Annotated in this window: 16 protein-coding genes; 8 read left to right on the top strand and 8 right to left on the bottom strand. The window is 70.5% G+C overall.

Annotated features, from left to right (window positions below; all coding sequences use genetic code 11):
- Positions 1 to 318 precede the first annotated feature (318 nt).
- Complete coding sequence (locus tag PV364_RS32470; protein ID WP_415924633.1) at positions 319 to 2,562, top strand: RICIN domain-containing protein; 2,244 nt, start codon at positions 319 to 321, stop codon at positions 2,560 to 2,562.
- Between the two features lie 133 nt (positions 2,563 to 2,695).
- On the opposite strand, the gene PV364_RS32465 is transcribed toward PV364_RS32470, so the two are convergent.
- A complete protein-coding gene (locus PV364_RS32465) occupies positions 2,696 to 3,565 on the bottom strand; it encodes a winged helix-turn-helix transcriptional regulator (protein ID WP_319664117.1) in 870 nt (289 codons plus the stop codon).
- Between the two features lie 80 nt (positions 3,566 to 3,645).
- On the opposite strand from PV364_RS32465, the gene eno reads away from it, so the two are divergent.
- Complete coding sequence (gene eno, locus PV364_RS32460) at positions 3,646 to 4,929, top strand: phosphopyruvate hydratase (protein ID WP_319664116.1); 1,284 nt, start codon at positions 3,646 to 3,648, stop codon at positions 4,927 to 4,929.
- A gap of 153 nt (positions 4,930 to 5,082) precedes the next feature.
- Here eno and PV364_RS32455 read toward each other — a convergent pair whose 3' ends face one another.
- The 3 genes from PV364_RS32455 to PV364_RS32445 form a co-directional block, all read right to left on the bottom strand.
- Positions 5,083 to 5,961, bottom strand: coding sequence for a hypothetical protein (locus PV364_RS32455; protein ID WP_319664115.1), 879 nt, complete (start codon positions 5,959 to 5,961; stop codon positions 5,083 to 5,085).
- Positions 5,962 to 6,118: 157 nt separating this feature from the next.
- Complete coding sequence (locus PV364_RS32450; RefSeq protein WP_319664114.1) at positions 6,119 to 7,447, bottom strand: VanZ family protein; 1,329 nt, start codon at positions 7,445 to 7,447, stop codon at positions 6,119 to 6,121.
- 185 nt (positions 7,448 to 7,632) lie between these two features.
- Positions 7,633 to 8,208: a helix-turn-helix domain-containing protein gene (locus tag PV364_RS32445; protein ID WP_319664113.1), complete on the bottom strand. Its 576-nt coding sequence runs from the start codon at positions 8,206 to 8,208 to the stop codon at positions 7,633 to 7,635.
- 77 nt (positions 8,209 to 8,285) lie between these two features.
- Here PV364_RS32445 and PV364_RS32440 point away from each other — a divergent pair, with 77 nt between their 5' ends.
- From PV364_RS32440 to PV364_RS32430, 3 genes are all read left to right on the top strand, one after another.
- A complete protein-coding gene (locus tag PV364_RS32440; protein ID WP_319664112.1) occupies positions 8,286 to 9,020 on the top strand; it encodes a hypothetical protein in 735 nt (244 codons plus the stop codon).
- A gap of 188 nt (positions 9,021 to 9,208) precedes the next feature.
- Positions 9,209 to 9,862, top strand: coding sequence for a class I SAM-dependent methyltransferase (locus PV364_RS32435; protein WP_319664111.1), 654 nt, complete (start codon positions 9,209 to 9,211; stop codon positions 9,860 to 9,862).
- Positions 9,863 to 9,888: 26 nt separating this feature from the next.
- Positions 9,889 to 10,446 carry a hypothetical protein gene (locus PV364_RS32430; RefSeq protein WP_319664110.1) on the top strand — a complete coding sequence of 186 codons (558 nt, stop codon included), beginning with the start codon at positions 9,889 to 9,891 and terminating at the stop codon, positions 10,444 to 10,446.
- A 48-nt stretch (positions 10,447 to 10,494) separates the two neighbouring features.
- On the opposite strand, the gene PV364_RS32425 is transcribed toward PV364_RS32430, so the two are convergent.
- On the bottom strand, positions 10,495 to 11,814 hold the full coding sequence (locus tag PV364_RS32425; RefSeq protein WP_319664109.1) for a helix-turn-helix transcriptional regulator: 1,320 nt from the start codon (positions 11,812 to 11,814) through the stop codon (positions 10,495 to 10,497).
- A 236-nt stretch (positions 11,815 to 12,050) separates the two neighbouring features.
- Here PV364_RS32425 and PV364_RS32420 point away from each other — a divergent pair, with 236 nt between their 5' ends.
- On the top strand, positions 12,051 to 12,572 hold the full coding sequence (locus PV364_RS32420) for a hypothetical protein (RefSeq protein WP_319664108.1): 522 nt from the start codon (positions 12,051 to 12,053) through the stop codon (positions 12,570 to 12,572).
- Between the two features lie 228 nt (positions 12,573 to 12,800).
- Positions 12,801 to 12,968 (top strand): hydrophobic protein, encoded by a 168-nt coding sequence (locus PV364_RS32415; protein WP_319664107.1) that lies wholly within the window; start codon positions 12,801 to 12,803, stop codon positions 12,966 to 12,968.
- Between the two features lie 228 nt (positions 12,969 to 13,196).
- Here the strand turns inward: PV364_RS32415 and PV364_RS32410 are convergent, their stop codons facing one another.
- The 3 genes from PV364_RS32410 to PV364_RS32400 all read right to left on the bottom strand — a co-directional run bounded on the left by PV364_RS32410 (position 13,197) and on the right by PV364_RS32400 (position 15,648).
- Positions 13,197 to 13,883 carry a hypothetical protein gene (locus PV364_RS32410; RefSeq protein ID WP_319664106.1) on the bottom strand — a complete coding sequence of 229 codons (687 nt, stop codon included), beginning with the start codon at positions 13,881 to 13,883 and terminating at the stop codon, positions 13,197 to 13,199.
- A gap of 343 nt (positions 13,884 to 14,226) precedes the next feature.
- Complete coding sequence (locus tag PV364_RS32405) at positions 14,227 to 14,808, bottom strand: hypothetical protein (protein WP_319664105.1); 582 nt, start codon at positions 14,806 to 14,808, stop codon at positions 14,227 to 14,229.
- 243 nt (positions 14,809 to 15,051) lie between these two features.
- On the bottom strand, positions 15,052 to 15,648 hold the full coding sequence (locus tag PV364_RS32400) for a TetR/AcrR family transcriptional regulator (RefSeq protein WP_319664104.1): 597 nt from the start codon (positions 15,646 to 15,648) through the stop codon (positions 15,052 to 15,054).
- Positions 15,649 to 15,884: 236 nt separating this feature from the next.
- On the opposite strand from PV364_RS32400, the gene PV364_RS32395 reads away from it, so the two are divergent.
- Positions 15,885 to 17,477: an MFS transporter gene (locus tag PV364_RS32395; protein ID WP_319664143.1), complete on the top strand. Its 1,593-nt coding sequence runs from the start codon at positions 15,885 to 15,887 to the stop codon at positions 17,475 to 17,477.
- Positions 17,478 to 17,481 lie beyond the last annotated feature (4 nt).

Raw genomic sequence — 17,481 nt, 5'->3', positions numbered from 1 at the left:
CGGTCCGCAGGATGTGCGCCAGGACGACGGCATCCTGATGGTCGGACTTCTTGCGGGGCGCGCCGGTTCCGATGGCGGGCCACCGCCATCGGATTGATCGCGAAGACATGGCGGCGGTAAGGGCCGTGCGTGACCAGGTGAGGCCGAGCCACCGCCGTGCCGTCCGGCGAACCCCGCACCCATGCTGATGCTCCGTCACATCAGCATGCCGGCCCCATATTTCACGACTTAATTTTTGGTTTGTATTGACGCCCGGGTCGACGACTCCTACCGTCCGATCCAGCTCGCGCACCCCGCAACGCGACCGAGGAGACACGCGTGACCAACGCTCCCGCCGTGCTCGTCCGAGTCCGCCGTCACCGCAGACTCACCACCATCCTCACCACCGCCGCCCTGCTGCCGGTCGCCGCCGGTATCACCCTGCTCGCCGCCCCGGAGGCCGGGGCGGCGACCATCCCCACCACGCCTACCACCGTCGTCAACGCCAACAGCGGAAAGTGCGTGGACGCACGCGCCGCGACCACCGCCAACGGCACGGCAGTGCAGCAGTACACCTGCAACGGGACCGCCGGCCAGTCCTGGCAGTTCACCGCGACCGACAGCGGCTACTACCGGATCGGCGCGGCCTCCGCGCCGAATCAGGTATGGGACGAGACCGACGTCTCCACCGCCGACGGCGCGCTGACCCAGCTGTGGCTCTACGGCGGCGGCGCCAACCAGCAGTGGCTGCCGGTCGCCGAGGCCTCCGGCTCGTACCACTTCGTCAACCGCAACAGCGGGAAGTGCCTCGACGTCCCGTCGGCGTCCACCGCGGACGGCGTCCAGCTGCAGCAGTACACCTGCAACGGCACCGCCGCCCAGTCCTTCGCGCTCTCCGGGGGCGTCACACCACCGACGGGCACTCCGGACTTCGGCCCCAACGTCACCGTGTTCGATCCGTCGATGTCGGCGGCCGCCATCCAGTCGAAGGTCAACTCGGTCTACGCCACCCAGCGGACCAGCGAGTTCGGCACCCAGCGCAACGCCCTGCTGTTCACCCCCGGCACGTACAACGTCGACATACCCGTCGGGTACTACACGCAGGTCTCCGGGCTCGGCCTGTCACCGACCCAGGTGTCGATCACGGGCGGCGGCGTGCACGTCGAAGGCCACCTCGAGGACGGCAACGCCACCCAGAACTTCTGGCGCGACGTCGAGAACATGTCGCTGAGCCCCAGCTCGGGCAGCACGATGTGGGCCGTCTCGCAGGCCGACCCGTTCCGGCGGATGGACGTGCACGGGAGCATGAAGCTGTGGGACGACACCCACGGCACCAGCACCAACTGGTCCAGCGGGGGCTTCGTCGCCGACTCCCGGATATCCGGCCAGGTCAACTCCGGGACCCAGCAGCAGTTCCTGACCCGGAACACCGCCCTGAACGGCGGCTGGACCGGCCGCAACTGGAACATGGTCTTCGTCGGTGACACCGGGGCCCCGGCCACCGGCTTCCCCAACCCGCCGTACACCACCGTGGCCCAGAGCCCGGTCATGCGCGAGAAGCCGTTCGTCTACGTCGACGGCGCAGGCGCCTGGCAGGTCTTCGTCCCGTCCCTGCGGACCAACGTCCAAGGGCCGGACTGGGTGGGCGGTACCGCCCCCGGGACCTCGTTGCCGATCAGCCAGTTCTACATCGCCAAGCCCGGTGACACCGCCACGACGATGAACAACGCACTCGCCGCGGGCAAGAACCTGCTCGTCACGCCGGGCGTCTACCACCTGTCCGCCGCGCTGAACATCACCCGCCCCGACACGGTGGTCCTCGGAATGGGCCTGGCCACCCTGGTCCCGGACAACGGCAACGCCGCGATCACCACCGCCGACGTCGACGGCATCGACATCGCCGGACTGCTGATCAGCGCGAACACCACCAACTCGGCCACGCTCATGCAGGTCGGCCCGGCCGGGTCGACCGCCGGCCACGCCGCCGACCCGATCGTGCTGCACGACGTGTTCTTCCGCATCGGCGGCGACGTCCCGGGCAAGGCGACCCAGACACTGGTCGTCAACAGCAACGACGTCATCGGCGACGACCTGTGGCTCTGGCGGGGGGATCACACCAACGGCGTGGGCTGGACCACCAACCCGGCCGCCAACGGACTGATCGTCAACGGCAACAACGTCACCATGTACGGTCTGGCGGTCGAGCACTACCAGAAGTACCAGACCACCTGGAACGGCAACGGCGGCCGTACGTACTTCTACCAGAGCGAGACCCCTTACGACGTGCCCGACCAGGCCGCCTGGACCACCAGCGGCGGCGACCTCGGCTACGCCTCGTACAAGGTCGCCAACTCCGTCACGTCGCACGAGGCATGGGGCGTGGGCGTCTACGCCTACCTCCGTGACAACCCCTCCCTGGTGCTCGGCCACGGCATCGAGGTGCCCACGACGTCCACGGTGAAGTTCCACAGCATGGTCACCACGGTCCTGGGCGGTGCCGGCACCATCAACCACATCATCGACAACACCGGCAACCAGGTCACGGCCGCCAGCAACGTGGCCTACCTGGTCAGCTATCCGTAGGTCCGTCCTCCCTCTCGCACCCCGGGCGCAGGGGCCGGCCCGTACCGGGCCGGCCCCTGCGTTTGTGCAACTCCCCGCTGGGCGCATCGTCGTGCCGAACGAAGGGTGCCGGGTACGTCTCGCCGTGCGGCGTTCAGGCGTGGTCGGCCGCGACCGCGGTGGCGAGCCGCCGGGCCTCGTCCACCGCGTGCGGGATGTCGTCGACGGGGAAGAGTACGTGCCGCACGGTCCGCTGCCGGTCGAGGACGAGGACGCTGCGCTTGAGCCGCGTTCGGCCGGCGGCGTGGAAGGTGGGCAGGCGCAGGGCCGCGGCCAGCTGAAGACGGGCGTCCGACAGAAGCGGGTACGGCACCGACTCGGCCCGGCCGAACGCGGCCTGCTGGTGGGGCAGCTGGGTGCTGACGCCGTGGACGGCGGCACCCGCGTCGCGGAAGGCGGGCCAGGCGTCGCGGAACAGGCGGTTCTCCAGTGTGCAGCCGGCCGCGCCCGGCAACGGCTCCTCCCACCGCACGCCGGTGGCGGGGTAGGTGAACAGGACGGTCGCGGCGGCCTCCGGGGCGACCGCGTCACGTGGTGTCCCGTCGCTGCCCGGCAGTTCGAGCCCCTCGGTCAGCCGGGTGCCGGTCAGGGAGTGCACGCGGGCGTGCTCCGCGCTGTCCTCGGCCGCCGTCGCGGTGAGGCTTCCATCCCCCAGGACCCAACGGTCGCCCCAGTCCTGCATCGCCACCAGCAGCGGGAGCAGCCCGGTGCCGGCGTCCGTCAGCAGGTACTCGTACCGGACCGGGCGGCGCTGATAGAGGCTGCGACGCAGGACACCGCTCGCGACGAGCCGTCCCAGCCGTTCGGTGAGGACCTTGCGGGACAGGCCCAGCTCCGCGGCGAGGGCGTCGAAGCGTACGTGGCCGCGTGCGATCTCCCGCAGGACCAGGACGTTCCACCAGTCACCCGTGATCACGGCGGCCTGGGCGATCCCGCAGGTCGCGTCGGCGTTGTGCATCTTCATCACCCCATAGTAAGTTCCCTCCGGGAACTCACTTTGTTTCAGTATGGAACTTATTCCGATCGAACGTGAGGAGCTGCACCATGACCGCCATCACCCGCGTCATCGGCCGCGAGATCATCGACAGCCGGGGCAACCCCACCGTCGAGGTGGACGTCGAGCTGTCGGACGGCTCGACCGGCCGGGCCGCCGTACCGTCCGGGGCGTCGACCGGCGCACGAGAGGCCGTCGAACTGCGCGACGGGGACCCGGGTCGCTTTCACGGCAAGGGAGTACGCCGGGCGGTGGACGCCGTCAACGAGAGCATCGCGGACACCGTGACGGGCCTCGACGCGGAGAACCAGGCTGCCGTCGACGCGGCACTGATCGAACTGGACGGCACCCCCAACAAGGCCCGGCTCGGGGCCAACGCCACCCTGGGCGTCTCGCTGGCCGTGGCCAAGGCCGCCGCGGCCGCTCACCGTCTGCCGCTGTACCGGTACGTCGGCGGGGTGGACGCACGACTGCTGCCCGTGCCGATGATGAACATCATCAATGGCGGCGCGCACGCCGACAACCCGCTGGACTTCCAGGAGTTCATGATCGCCCCGATCGGCGCGGCCACCTTCGCCGAAGCCGTACGCATGGGCTCCGAGGTCTTCCACACCCTGCGCCGCGACCTCATCGCCGCCGGCCACAGCACCGGCGTCGGCGACGAAGGCGGATTCGCACCGGACCTGCGCACCGCCGACGAAGCACTGGACTTCGTGGTCCGTGCCGTCGAGCGCACCGGTTACAAGCCCGGCGAGGACATCACCGTCGTCATGGACCCCGCCACCTCGGAGTTCTTCCGGGACGGGGTCTACGACTACTCGGGCGAGGGCCTGCGCCGTACGCCCGAACAGCACGTGGACTACCTCGCGGGCCTCGTCACGCGCCACCCGGTGGCCTCGATCGAGGACCCGATGGCCGAGGACGACCTCGACGGCTGGCGGCTGCTCATGGCCCGGCTCGGCGACCGGTGCCAGCTCACCGGCGACGACGTGTTCTGCACCAACGAGACCCTGCTGCGCGAGGGCATCGACAACGGGGTCGCCAACTCGATCCTGGTGAAGGTCAATCAGATCGGTACCCTCACCGAGACCCTGGCCACCGTCGGCACCGCCCACCGCGCGGGCTACACGGTGGTGATGTCGCACCGCTCCGGGGAGACCGAGGACACCACGATCGCCGATCTCGCCGTGGCCACGGGCTGCGGCCAGATCAAGACCGGATCGATGTCCCGCTCGGACCGCACCGCCAAGTACAACCAGCTCATCCGCATCGAAGAGGAACTGGGGCCCCAGGCCCGGTACGCGGGCAGGGACGCCCTCGGCCTCCGCCGGTGACGCGAACGGGCGCCCCCCGCGGCGCCACTGACGAGTCCCCCCCCGCATGCCCGCGGGCCGCGCGGCGGCCGGTGGCGGCGGGGCGCCGCCGGGACTCGCAAGGGGCCGTCCCCGCACCTGCAAGCGGGGGACGGACAGGCCGGCACCTCTCGGTCAGCCCTCCTGGGGATGAGCCGGTGCGGCCGGCAGGCGGGTCGGTCGGGCACGGTGGGCTGCCCGAGCGGCCCGGCGCTCCCCGGCCAGGGCGAGCACGGTGGCCCTTGCTTCCTCTCCGGCGTCGAACGGTGCCGGGGAGAATCGGCCGCAGGCCCTGACGTGCCGTTCCCAGTCGTCCTGCCAGAACTCCACGGTCCAGCCCGGCCACAAGTCCGGTATCTGGTACGCGTGCGGGGAGGACCACAGGGACCACCAGCCCAGAGCCCGGCGCTCCGGCTCGAGGTGGATGCCGGAGTTGACGTGCAGGCGGCAGACTCCGTGCCCCGGAGCCTCTGCCAGACGGTCGAGCAGGGCGACGCCCTCACGGACGGGGTGGTCGAAGCAGTCGGAGGCGACGTGGCAGCGGTCGGTGCCGACCGTGATCACGACACCGCCCGGGTCGGGCCACGCCAGATCCTCGTCGCCGGGGGCGAGAAGCGGGGCCAAGGAGAGGTCCCGGTCGCGGCGGCGGACGTACTCCGGGTCCAGCCCGACGTGCTCGCGCAGCTCGGCGGCGCCGTCGTACAGCCGGCGAACCTCCCAGCCCGGCCACGCCGCCCGGATCAGGTCGAACGCGGCCGCGCGGTGGCGAAGTTCGGCGCTCGGGCCCTCCCAGGCGAAGAACAGCAGTATCTTCCGGCCGAGGTCGAGCAGTATTCCGCCCTGCGCCATGATGTCGTCCAACCACCAGCCGTCCTGGTGGAGTTCAGGGAGCATGGCGAGCACCGCCGACGGCCCGTCGAGCAGGTCGAGGTCGATCCCGACGGCCCAGCCGGTCCGGTACAGCTCATGCGTGCCGTTCTCGCGGACCACGACGACGTTGGCTCTGTCTCCCATGAGGTCAGGATGCCGGGGCCGCGGGCTGCCGGCCATCCGGTTTCGGCGGCGGCCCGCCCGCCCGGTGTCGAACCGGTCCAGGCGGCGGGCCGTGCCCTGTTGGCCGCGGCCGTCCGTTCGATCCGGCACGGAACCGGCAGGCGTGTCCTCCCACTGATCAGCCGTTCTGCGTTCGAATCGGAACGTTTTGTCCGGTGATGGAGTCGATTCCGATGACCTGGACCGTTTCGTCGCCGATTCCGGTGGGGAACAGCCAGACGGTGTGCCACGTTCCGTCCTGTTGCTCCAGGGCGAGGGTGCCGTTTCCGAAGGTGGTGTCCGGGGGAAGAACGAAGTCGGGGGTGTGGTGCGCGGCGGCTTTGGCCTGTGATTCGGTGAGCTTGGGAGCCGGTACATGGGTGGGGTCGGCGACTTCTCGTACGAGGAGGCCGGAGAGCCGGCCGAGTCGGTCGATCTCCACGTCGAGTCGCATGGGCATGAGGACTCCGTGGACGGTGCGCCGCCAGCTGACGCTCCATCCCCGCCGCCCACCGGCGACCGGAGAACTGGCGATCCGCGAGCCGGGCAGGGCCCAAGGGAAGCGCTGCTGCACGTAGTGCGTGGCGATCGTGCGGGCGTCCTGCTCGCTCTTGGGGGCGGGAAGGCCGTTGGCGACCGGTACGGAGCCGACGAGGGAGGGGTCCACGCCTTGCTCGTACGCGGGGAAGTGCGCACTGAACTCCCCGTCGTCCGGCCAATTCATGGTGAGTGACCCCTTGCCGACCACTGCGGCGAGGAACTTCTCTCCGGGAAGGTACTGCACCTTTTGGACGGTGAGCTGCGTCCCGAAGGCCTCGCGGACCCGCGCTTGGGCGGCCTTGCGCATCTCGGAGCTGCCGTACTGGACGCTCGTGGCGTCGACGAAGAGCAGTTGCATCAGCAGGAATCCGGCGAGCGCGTCGACAGCGAGTACTCCCGCGAAGGACCAGGCGAACGGTCGGGGGCTTCCCCGCCAGGCCGGGACACGCGTACGGGTCGCCGCAGCCGTCAGCGCCCAGCCCAGAGCCGCGCCCGCCACGGCGCCGGTGGAGTTGGCCACCCAGTCCGAGCTGTCACAGACGCGCGCCACCACGGGCACCGTGCCCTGGACGACTTCGATGGTCAGGCTCAGCGCACTGGCGCCCAAGGCGACAGCGACGGGCTGCCGGAGCGCGAGGGCGCCGAAGAAGCCCAGGGGGACGAACAAGGCGACGTTGAGCAGCCCTTGATCGTTGAGGAACGCCTCGCTCATCTGGCGGTTGACGGTGCAGTTTCCGACGTATCCGCTTCCGGATCCCCAGAAGGTGAGCAGCAGGACGGCGACGGTGCTGCCGGCGAAGCAACTGGTCGTCAACGGACGCGGATGACTACGGCGCGCCCACGCGTAGGTGGCCGCCAGTGCCACGAGGGTCAGGAGTACGGCGAACGCGATGAAGCGTCCGTGGCCGGCGAAGACTGCCTGCAGCATGTGAAGGGAGTTCCCATGGTCGTGGCTGACCGGCCGCCGTTGCTGGGGGAGGGCGGCCGAGGAGAGGTCCACAGTGTGTCAGCAGGCAGCGACGCGGGGAGTGGTGATGTCGATCATTGTGGCCGGCGCCCCACGCATCCGGCGCCGGTCGGACGTTCGGCGGGCAGCGGGCAGCGGGCAGTCGGTCAGTCGGCGGGCAGGCCGAACCAGCGGAGGAGTACTGGTCGTGCGTCGTCGGGGGCGTCGTCCTCGGGCCCGCGGGCATAGCGCGCGAGCAGGGCCAGATAGTCGTCGTGGAATGCGTCCAGCTCACCCTTCGTGAGGTGGATGAGGCTGCGTGAGCCCCGCATCCAGCCCTCGGACTCCGCCTGCCCGGCGGTGAACTGCCGGGCGAGCTCGATGTCCTCCTCCATCCTCATGCGGTCCAGTTCGGCAGACATGACGCGCTCGGCCTCCGTCAGCTCATCCTGCGGCGGTCTGCGGATGTCGAGGCCGCGCACTCCGCGCCACCAGCGTTCACGCCCGGTGGAGCGCTCGGGGATGTCCTCGATGAGGCCACTGCGCTCCAGCATGCGCAGGTGGTAGCTGAGTGTCCCGGTGTTCTCGCCGAGAGCGGCGGCCAGCGTGGTGGAGGTGGCCGGGCCCACCGCGCCGAGGTGGCGCAGGATCCGCAGACGCAGGGGGTGCGAGAGCGCCTTGAGCACCTCGGGGCTGTTGACCGTGTGCCGCCCTGCGGCTTCCGCTCTCCGCTCGTTCGTCATGGCGACAGTCTATCCGGATGGCAGCCATTTCTCTGCAGAACTTCCTCTGCAGAGGAATCTCTGCAATGCTGTGGTGCATGACACCGAACCGAATGACCTTGAATCGCGGCGTCCGCCGCTTCACAAGTGCTGTCGCGGGAGCCCTGCTCGCCGGTCTTGCCCTCGGCGCCGCACCAGCGCACGGGGCTGAACGGGCGGCGGATCTCCCGGACTTCGACTTCTCCGCCTGCCCGAGTGTCGACGAGCTGCCCCCGGACGCGGACCCCGGCACCTGGCGTTGCGAGGTCATGCACGCCACGGGCCGTCTGCGCATGGGCGCCGTCGACGAGCCGCTCACCGAACCTATGGAGATCGCCTTCGCCGAAGGCCGTGTAGAGGGTGAGTTCCGCCAGGTCTTCGGGGGGATGGCCGCCGCGCCGATCCAGGTGGCACGCACCCCGTTCACCCTGACTCCGCAGTACGGCGGCTACTCGGACTTCCTGTCGGACGACACCCGGCGCGGCGAGTTCGACATCACGTTCGCCATAGGCTGGGTGCACGGGCTGCCGGCCCTGCCGTCGTCGGGCTGCTCGGTGGGTGACCATGAGGACGCGGTCCACCTGGTGCTCAAGGACACCGATCCCACCCGCGTCATATCCCAGGACCCCCTGGTCGCCGCCTTCGGTGCCCAGGACGTGGAGTTCGCCGCCCCGGGCACCAGTGGCTGCGGCCCCCTGAAGCGCGTGCTCGACCGGGTCCTCGGCCTGCCGTCCGCGGCGGGGACGAACGCCTTCGACATGGATGTCATGGTGGCCATTCGGCCCTACGAGTAGACCGGCGCGATTGAGTGGTCATCAGTACCGTGATCCACCCCGGCCCGGCAGCGGCCCGGGACGCCCTGCCGTGACGGCAGACGTTGAGCGGCGTGGTGTGACGGCCGGATGTCGGCGGCGGTGGATGTCGCGCAGGTCAGCTGAAGGACGTGCCCTGTCTGTCGGTTGCCTGGTCTAGGGTCGCGCGCATGGCTGAGCCCTCCTTTCTGAGCGCCGTCCGCGAGTCGTACGACACGGTCGCCGCCGCTTACGTCGAACGCGTCCCGCCTCCGGCCGAGATGGACCCGCTGTCACGCGCGATGCTGGCGGCATTCGCCGAACTGGTGCGGACGGCCGGTCCGAGGCCGGTCGCGGACCTGGGGTGCGGCCCCGGACGTGTGACGGCGCACCTGGCCGGGCTGGGGGTGTCCGCCTTCGGCGTCGACCTGTCGCCGAAGATGGTCGGGCTGGCCCGGCACGCCTATCCGGACCTGCGGTTCACGGAGGGCTCGATGACCGCGCTGGAGATGACCGACGACGAGCTCGGCGGCATCCTGGCCTGGTACTCCACCCATCACACGCCCCCGCAGTGGCTGCCGGATGTGTTCGCCGAGTTCCACCGCACGCTCGCGCCCGGCGGCCACCTGCTCTGGGGAGACTATGTCGGCAATGAGCGGCTGCAGCCGACGCACGGCTATGGCCGTCCCGTGTCCTACGAGTCGTACCTCCTGTCCCTGGACCGCATGGTCGACCTGCTGGAACAGGCGGGACTCGTCGTCACCGCGAGGCTGGAGCAGGAGCCCGGCGGACGCGTGAACCGACCGCACGCCTGCCTCCTGGCCCGCAAGCCCGAAACGCCCTGACGGGCGGGGCGGACGCTCGGCCGGGATTGGTCGCTCTCGGCCTGCTCGGCGAGCCGGCGACCGTCCCCTTCATCGGACGCTACCTGGACAGCCCGATCGCCGAGTTGCGCTGGGCCTCCGCCTTCGCGTTGACGCGGTTCGGCATCGCCGTCCCGGCCGTCGTCGACGCGCTGGCGCAGGTCGTCGCCCGGCCGCCCGAGAAGACCGCGAGCATGTCGTTCCTGAGCGGCTCCTGGCGCGGTCTCGCGGCGATGGCCCTGGCCGATACGTCCGAGGCCACGACGCTCCAGGCGGTCGATGACATGCTCGCCGGGCCGGCGGCCGGTACGGGCGTCGAAGGGTTCCATGACAGGCACTGCGCGGCGCGGATGCTGTTCGGGCTGGTTTTCGCGGGCGATCCCGCCGAACCGCCGCACGTTTTCGGCGACCTGAGCGACGTGCAGCAGCGTGTCGTGCGCTTCTTGGCCGGCCAGGACGAGGTCGCCCTGCCATCCGGTGCCACGGAAGCCCTCCGTCGGTGGAAGGTGCCGACCAGGCGCGCCGACCTGCGCGTCTACGCCGGGATGGTCCAGGGCGGCCGGTAGGCCTGAGCCCGCCCCCTCGCCATGGGGCGGGTGCGCGGCTGGTCCTGCTCAGCTGTCGAGGAGGGTCCAGCCCTGCCTCGCGTACCAGTAGCGCGGCAGGCCCTTGATGCCGCTGGTGCGGAATGCCAGACCGTGGTCGTCGATGCGTTCGGTGCCGGTACGGCCCTGCGAGGACCAGTCGAGTTCCAGGTACCAGCGGCAGTCGCAGCCCGCGGTCCGGGCGTCGACCAGCAGCACCTCGGGATCCTTCGAGGACACCCGGTAGGGCATGCGCCTGGCCGGGATCGTCCTTCCCGCCTCACTGCCCTGGACCGAGCGGGCGATCGGCCGGTCCATGTCCAGATCGACGGCGAACGAGCGGGGACTCATGTCGCTGCCGCAGCCTTGGCCTGTGGAGTAGACGGTGCCCTTCACCGGGGCGGCCCGTCCTACGACGCGGACCCGCAGCGCTTCCAGGACGACGGCCGCGTCCGTCCGCCCCTGCACGGAGATGGCGACGAGCGTTTGGCCGCCGTGCACAGCGCCTTGTGTACGCGCCCAGGGGGCGGCGTCCTGTGGGGCCGGGGGCGGCGGCACCTGCTCGGGGGCCTTGTCGATGACGTAGTCGTGCATGCAACCGATCGCCCAGAGCTGGGAGTCCACGGTCCATGTGAGGGGCGGGGCGGTGGGGGAGGCATGGGCGGAGGATTGCGCGGACGGGCTCGACGGGTGCTCGCCCAAGGCGGGTGCGGACGGAGCCGGGGAGCCGTGCCGTGCGCCGACGGTCTGCGTGGTCGCCTTGCCGGACGCCTGGCCCCGGTTGTCGCCGGTGGTCCAGGAGTAGCCGGACGGCAGGGCGGACAGGCCGCCCAGGGTGGCGATCAGCGCGGTCACGACAGCTGCGGTGACCACGGAGCGCCGCCTGTGCCAGGGCTTTCGCGAGGCGGGGCGCGACGCTGCGTCGTGCTCGCGCGACGAGCCGGTACGGGCTTCCGCGAAAATCTGCCGGGCTTCGGGCGACGGGCCGGGGGACGGGTCGGACTCTGCCGCGGACACCCGCTCCGCCGTCCCGTCGGACAAAGGGCCCTCGCCGGCTCCGGCGACCTCCGGTGCGGCATCCGTCGCCGTCCGGGACCGTTGCCGGGCCGCCACCGCCAGGACCCACCGCCGGTGCAGTTCGACCCGTTCGGCCGGACTGGCCTCGCACATCGCGGCGAACCGTTCCACGGGCGCGAAGCCGAGCGGCACGGCGTCCCCCGCGCAGTAACGGTGCAGCGTCGAGGCGTTCATGTTCAGGCGGCGCGCGAGTGCCGCATAGCTGCGGCCCGAGCGAGCCTTCAGACGCCGCAGCAGGGCCGCGAACTCCTCCACCTCGTCCTGGGTCGACACCGGTTCTCCCCGTCTCGCGTCCCAGGACGGCATCCCAGGCACTCCCTATACGGAGAGGTCAACAGGCCTGGGATGGTTCCACCGTTGCGGATGGGGCGCCGTCCGTTGTACCCGGACCGCGACGCCGCCGATGCTCTTGGTGTCGCCGGAGCCGCCCCCGCACCACGAGGGTCGAGGACGCCGCCCCGCACACAGCGACGCACTTCCGCAACCGTCGAAATCGGGGAAACACACTGATGAACAGCAACACGACCGCCCGCAAGCACGTCCGCCGCACCGCACTGATCGCCGGCCTCGTCGCCGCCGTCGCCCTGCCGGTGGGGCTCACCGCCTCGGCACAGGCGTCCGTCACCGCCCCCGCGAAGGTGTCCGCCGCCGCGCCGGGGTCGGTCAGCGGCACGACCGGCCAAGCGGTGACCCGGGTCGCGGACTTCTACGGCGCGTACATCGACGCCAAGGGCGACTACGAGGACCCGGACGGCACGCTGGCCACGGCGCTGCGCCAGCACTACCTGACGACCGAATTCGCCCAGCGGCTGGCGGCCTGGGAGGAGGACAACGGCGCGGACGGCGTCCTGCGGGCCCAGAACGTCCCCGCGCAGTGGAAGGTGACCGACAACGGCGCGGTGGGCAACGGTCACGAGGTCGTCGTCACCCTGACCTTCGGCAGCGGGGCGACGACGCAGAAGACCAAGCTCTTCGTGCTGTTGGAGCGGTACGACCACATCGCCGACATCGAGACCACGAGCGCTCGCTGACGCGGAGCCGCGCCGCCGCCCGGTCGTCCCGGCCGGGACAGGGCACCGGGACTGGCCGACGGATGCCTGCCGAGGGTACGGGTTCCGCCCGCGTCCCTGATCGCATGACCGTCTCCGGTGCGCCCTCGGCCCGTCGCCGGGCGGCGCTCGGTCCGCTTCGCCGTTGCCCTGGGTGCTGCGCATAGCGACCGTTGGGCGGGGCAGACGCGGGGTCAGGAGGTTGATGACATGGTTCCTTTGGTGCTTGTTCTGCTGTTGGCCCTGATCCTGTTCGGCGCGGGGTTCGCCCTCAAGGCGCTGTGGTGGATCGCGATCATCGTCTTGGTGGTGTGGCTGCTCGGGTTCGTCTTCCGGGCCGCCGAGGGTGGCGGACGTCGCCGCTGGTACCGATGGTGACCTGACACCGCTCAGTCCAGGGGTGGGGTTCGTGCAGCCGGCAGGGCCGCGAACCCCACCCCTTTTGCGCTGCCCTGCCGCGTTGCGGGTAGACGCACCGGTAGCGGCTCGCCGGCATCGCGTTCCGGAACCAGCGCGTACCTCCCCGGCGAGCCGCCCCGTCCTCGCCCCTACCGCGAGCCTGCGCCCTCGCATGAGGTGCCGCGCGGACCCTGCTTCACCCGGGGCCTACCGTCCGGCAGCCGCCGGGGCCCGCGCGGCAATCGACTTCGGGCCGCAAGAAAGGCGTGCGGCTTCGCGAGCGGCGGCCGGATCGGGCTGGGCCCTGCCGTCGACGACGATCCGCGTGTCGCACTCAAGGGTTCCCCCGCCCTCGACGGTCCAGCTCTTCGCATGGCCGGTGGTCACGGTCTTGGCGTGGGGGCATGTGTAGCGGAAGTCCGCTTCTACGACGTACGTCTCCTCGTACATCACGAAGCGGCCTGCCCCCTCCGACGAGATGGCCCGGCTTGCGTTGGGGTCATCTGGTTCTCTGCCAACCTCGGCGAAGGCGAAACCGGCGGCTTCGTCGCCTTCTTGGGCCTCACCGACGAACTTGGCCAGGGAGAACAACACATCACGAGACGGCAGCGCCGGGCCACGTGACGACACGGCGGTCTCGGGCCACGACACCCGGTGTTCGAGCTGCTTGAACTTGCCGCCGCCCTTGCCGAGGGTCTCCACATCGGAGAGGGCGGAGAGCCGGATGGGCCGCTCTACGTTGAACCACTGGTAGATACCGTTCGCGCACGCCTTCGGGCCCAGGGCCAGGGCCGTCGCGGATGCCTTCGGTTCGGTGTGCGCAGCGGTTGCGGTGCAGGCACCGGTGCCTGCGACCGCCAGGGTGGCGGTGAAAGCAGCGATCGAACGCCTCATGGCGATTCCTCACAAGATGCTCATGGCTGGTGGCCTCTCGCCGCGGGAGTGAGAGGCTGCCGGTTGATCGCATAGTAGGCACCTGACGTGGACAGCCGTTCCGCGGGCCGTGTCACGGGCCGGGCAGCGGTCATGAGGATCGGCCCGGCCGTGGTGGTGGAACCGCGTGAAGGTCTGCCATCGGGCCCGGCCCCGGGCCTGTCCGGAATCCGCTCCGTGCCGCTTGCCGGTCGGATCGCAGGGTTGCCGTACGAGGCGGGGGCCCGGCAGTTCCCTGCTGGGCCCCCGGAATCCGTTCGCGCGGTGACCAGGGCAGTGCCCGGTCGTCGCCCGGTCTCGCCCGTTACGGCATGGTCAGGGTGGCCAGGGGGTGGTCCGCGGCGTCGAGGACGGTGACGCTGTGGAAGTAGCGGCCGATCGGCGCCGGAAGCGGCCTGGGGACAGGGCTGGTGGCGTACCAGGCGCCCCAGCCCGGGTGTCCCGGCAGCCGCACGACGGTGCCGGTGACCGTGCCGTCGTCGGTCACGACCTCGACCTTGGCCGCGCTGTCCGGGGCGACGTACACCCCGGACAGGAAGAACTGGTCACCCACCGTTTCGGCCTGCAGCTCCACGCTGGGCTCGTGGGGGTCGATGTTGCCGTCCACCACGCTGCGGAACTGGCCTTCGGGCATGTCGGGGGTGGTCCAGTGCTTGCCGTCCCTGGTGAGCCACAGCTCCACACCCGGCGCCGCGTGGACACGCTGACCGGGCCGCACGATCCGGGCAGACTCGGCCTTCACGGCGTGAGCGGTGGCGCCGGCGGTGATGTGAGCCGCCGCCTTGCCCGGCGCCTGGGCCGGCGTCAGCGCGTGCGCCACCGTCGGTACCCCTGTCACCGCCGCCGCTGTCACCGCGGCCGCTACGTACTTCTTCATTCGGGTCATGGACAAGGCTCCTTGCTGACTGTCGATCACGTCGCTGGAGGTGCGCTGCGCCCCTCCGAAGCCCTAAACCACCGTCCGTCGCGCTTTAGTTGTCGGCCTTCGTCGACTTCTCCGAGTTGGCCGAAACGCGTCCCGTCGCCCCGCACCTCCGCGCAACCACGAGCTCCTGCGGCCGCTGCCGGACGGCGCGCTGCGCACCATGCGCGGCCCGCGACGGGCGGCCGCCCCGTCAGCCGGTTCCGCTCAGTCCGTGCGGTGCCGTGGCGCGGACTGCCCGGAGTCGATTCCTTCGAGAGCCGTGCGTGCGGCCTGCAGCAGTTCTTCGGAGATCGGGTTGCCCCGCGTGGCGCGGGCGAGGACGAGGGCACCGACCATGGTGCAGAGCTGGGCCATGCCGTCGTCGTCACCGGTGGCCAGACGGGCGGCCCGGTTCCGCACCCCGTTGATGTAGACGTGCTGAGAGCGGGCGGCCTGCTCGGGCTCGCGCCCCAGGTCGGCGGCGAATCCGGAGACGGGACAGCCGTCCCCGGCGTGATCGCGGTGCCAGATCGAGAGGTATCGGTCGATCAGCGTGCGGCGGGCGGTTTCGTGGTCCCCGGAAGGCTCCTCCAACCCGGCCGGCAAGTGTGCCGCCGGATCCTCGAAGGCGTGGGCGATGGCCTTGTCGACCAGGTCCTCCTTGGAGGCGAACTGCTTGTAGAACGCTCCGTGGGTGAGCCCGGAAGCCTTCATCAGGTCGGCGATGCTGACCGCCGTGCCCTTCTCGCGGAACATCCGGGAGGCCGTGGCCACGACGTACTGCCGGTTCTCCTGCGCTTGCGCCTTGGACGCGCGGCCCACGGGATCACTCTCCTAAATAACTGTCGCTTGTCATCTATCCTATCCCGTGTTTAGTCTGATGACGACATCTATTTTCGTCGGCGAGGCGACACTCCGCAGGTCAGGCAGGGCCTGAAGTTCCCCCGCCGTCGTAGCCGGCCGTTCCCGCCCGGCCATCGCAGAGCCATCGAGCACACTGGAGACGCCCCGTGGCATCACCGCCCACTCCCGCCGAGCCCTCGACGCCCGAGGAGTCCATGCCCGAGGAGTCCACGCCACTCGTGCCGCCCGCCCGGCGACAAAGGGTTTCCGAGGTCGTCCACCGCCGGCGCTGGGCCGTCCTGGCCGTGCTCGCGTTCAGCCTCCTGGTGGTGATGCTGGACAATTCGATCCTCAACGTGGCGATGAAGACCATCGCCCAGCCCGCTCCCACCGGTCTCGGCTCCACCCAGAGCCAGCTGGAGTGGGCGGTCAACTCCTACACGCTGGTCTTCGCCGGACTGCTTTTCACCGCGGGTCTGCTGGGTGACCGGCTCGGCCGCAAGAAGGTGCTGCTCTTCGGCATGGCCGTGTTCGGTGTGGGATCCGTGCTGTCCGCGCTGTCGGACTCCTCCGGGCAGCTCATCACCTTCCGCGCCGTGATGGGCTTCGGCGGCGCCTTCATCCTGCCCGCGACGCTCGCGATCATCATGAACGTCTTCGAGCCCGAGGAGCAGCCCAAGGCCATCGGCATCTGGACCGGTGTGGTCGGTTTCGCCATAGCCGCCGGCCCCATCGCCGGTGGCGTCCTGCTGGAGCACTTCTGGTGGGGCTCGGTCTTCCTGGTCAATGTGCCGATCGTGGTCGCCGCGATGGTCGCGATGGTGGCTATCGTCCCCGACTCCAAGGACCCCAGGCCCGGCAGGCTCGACCCGGTCGGCGTGCTGCTGTCGGTCGTCGGTCTGGCGGTGCTGGTCTACGGCATCATCAAGGGCGGCCAGCTGGGTGACTTCACCCGGCCCGAGGCCTGGGCGACGATTCTCGCCGGCCTGGCGGTCCTCGCCGGGTTCGTCGTGTACGAGGCCCGCAGCGACCACCCGGCCCTCGATGTCGCCTCCTTCCGCAACCGGCGGTTCTCGGCCTCCGTCGCCGCCATCGGCCTGGTCTTCTTCGCGCTCATGGGCGTCACGTTCTTCAGCGTCTTCTACAACCAGAGCGTGCGCGGCTACAGCGTCCTGCAGTCCGGACTGCTCGTGCTGCCGCTGGCCGCCTCCCAGATGTTCTTCGCCCCGCGGGCCCGGCTGGTCGTCGACCGCTTCGGCGCCCGAGCGGTGTGCGCCGCCGGCCTCGTCCTGACCGCCATGGCCTTCGCCGGCTTCCTGCTGCTCGGCCAGAACACTCCCATCTGGGTGCTGGAGGTGCTGTTCTTCCTGATGGGCGCGGGGATGGCCCATGTGATGCCGCCCGCCACCGTCATGATCATGTCGTCGCTGCCGCGGGAGAAGGCCGGCTCCGGATCCGCGGTCAGCAACACCTTCCGGCAGGTCGGCGGGGCCATGGGCGTCGCCGTGCTGGGGTCGCTCCTCTCCACCGGCTATCGCAACGGCATCGACGGCCACCTCGACGCACTGCCCACCCCCGACCGGCACGCGGCTGGCGAATCCGTCCAGGCCACCCTTGCCGTCGCCGAGAAGCTGGGACCGGCCGGCAGGGCCCTGGTGCAGCCCGCGCACGACGCCTTCATCCACGCCATGCACCTCACGGCGGCGGGGTCCGCAGCCGTCGCCCTGTTCGGCGCGGTCGTCGTGCTGGTCTTCCTGCCGGGCAAGGCTCCTGCCAGGGCCGCCGAGCCCCAGCACCGGACCCCCTGAGCCC

This window comes from Streptomyces sp. MI02-7b (assembly GCF_033793585.1).
Classification (GTDB): Bacteria; Actinomycetota; Actinomycetes; order Streptomycetales; family Streptomycetaceae; genus Actinacidiphila.
Note: the sequence above shows the minus strand (reverse complement) of the source record. Positions and strands in the feature narration are given on the sequence as shown.

Coding starts and splice junctions, on each gene's coding strand:
- PV364_RS32435 (WP_319664111.1), top strand. CDS start 9,209: ATGGCTGAGCCCTCCTTTCTGAGCGCCGTCCGCGAGTCGTACGACACG.
- PV364_RS32445 (WP_319664113.1), bottom strand. CDS start 8,208: ATGACGAACGAGCGGAGAGCGGAAGCCGCAGGGCGGCACACGGTCAAC.
- eno (WP_319664116.1), top strand. CDS start 3,646: ATGACCGCCATCACCCGCGTCATCGGCCGCGAGATCATCGACAGCCGG.
- PV364_RS32440 (WP_319664112.1), top strand. CDS start 8,286: ATGACACCGAACCGAATGACCTTGAATCGCGGCGTCCGCCGCTTCACA.
- PV364_RS32410 (WP_319664106.1), bottom strand. CDS start 13,883: ATGAGGCGTTCGATCGCTGCTTTCACCGCCACCCTGGCGGTCGCAGGC.
- PV364_RS32395 (WP_319664143.1), top strand. CDS start 15,885: ATGCCCGAGGAGTCCACGCCACTCGTGCCGCCCGCCCGGCGACAAAGG.
- PV364_RS32415 (WP_319664107.1), top strand. CDS start 12,801: ATGGTTCCTTTGGTGCTTGTTCTGCTGTTGGCCCTGATCCTGTTCGGC.
- PV364_RS32405 (WP_319664105.1), bottom strand. CDS start 14,808: ATGACCCGAATGAAGAAGTACGTAGCGGCCGCGGTGACAGCGGCGGCG.
- PV364_RS32450 (WP_319664114.1), bottom strand. CDS start 7,447: ATGCTGCAGGCAGTCTTCGCCGGCCACGGACGCTTCATCGCGTTCGCC.
- PV364_RS32455 (WP_319664115.1), bottom strand. CDS start 5,961: ATGGGAGACAGAGCCAACGTCGTCGTGGTCCGCGAGAACGGCACGCAT.
- PV364_RS32420 (WP_319664108.1), top strand. CDS start 12,051: ATGAACAGCAACACGACCGCCCGCAAGCACGTCCGCCGCACCGCACTG.
- PV364_RS32465 (WP_319664117.1), bottom strand. CDS start 3,565: ATGAAGATGCACAACGCCGACGCGACCTGCGGGATCGCCCAGGCCGCC.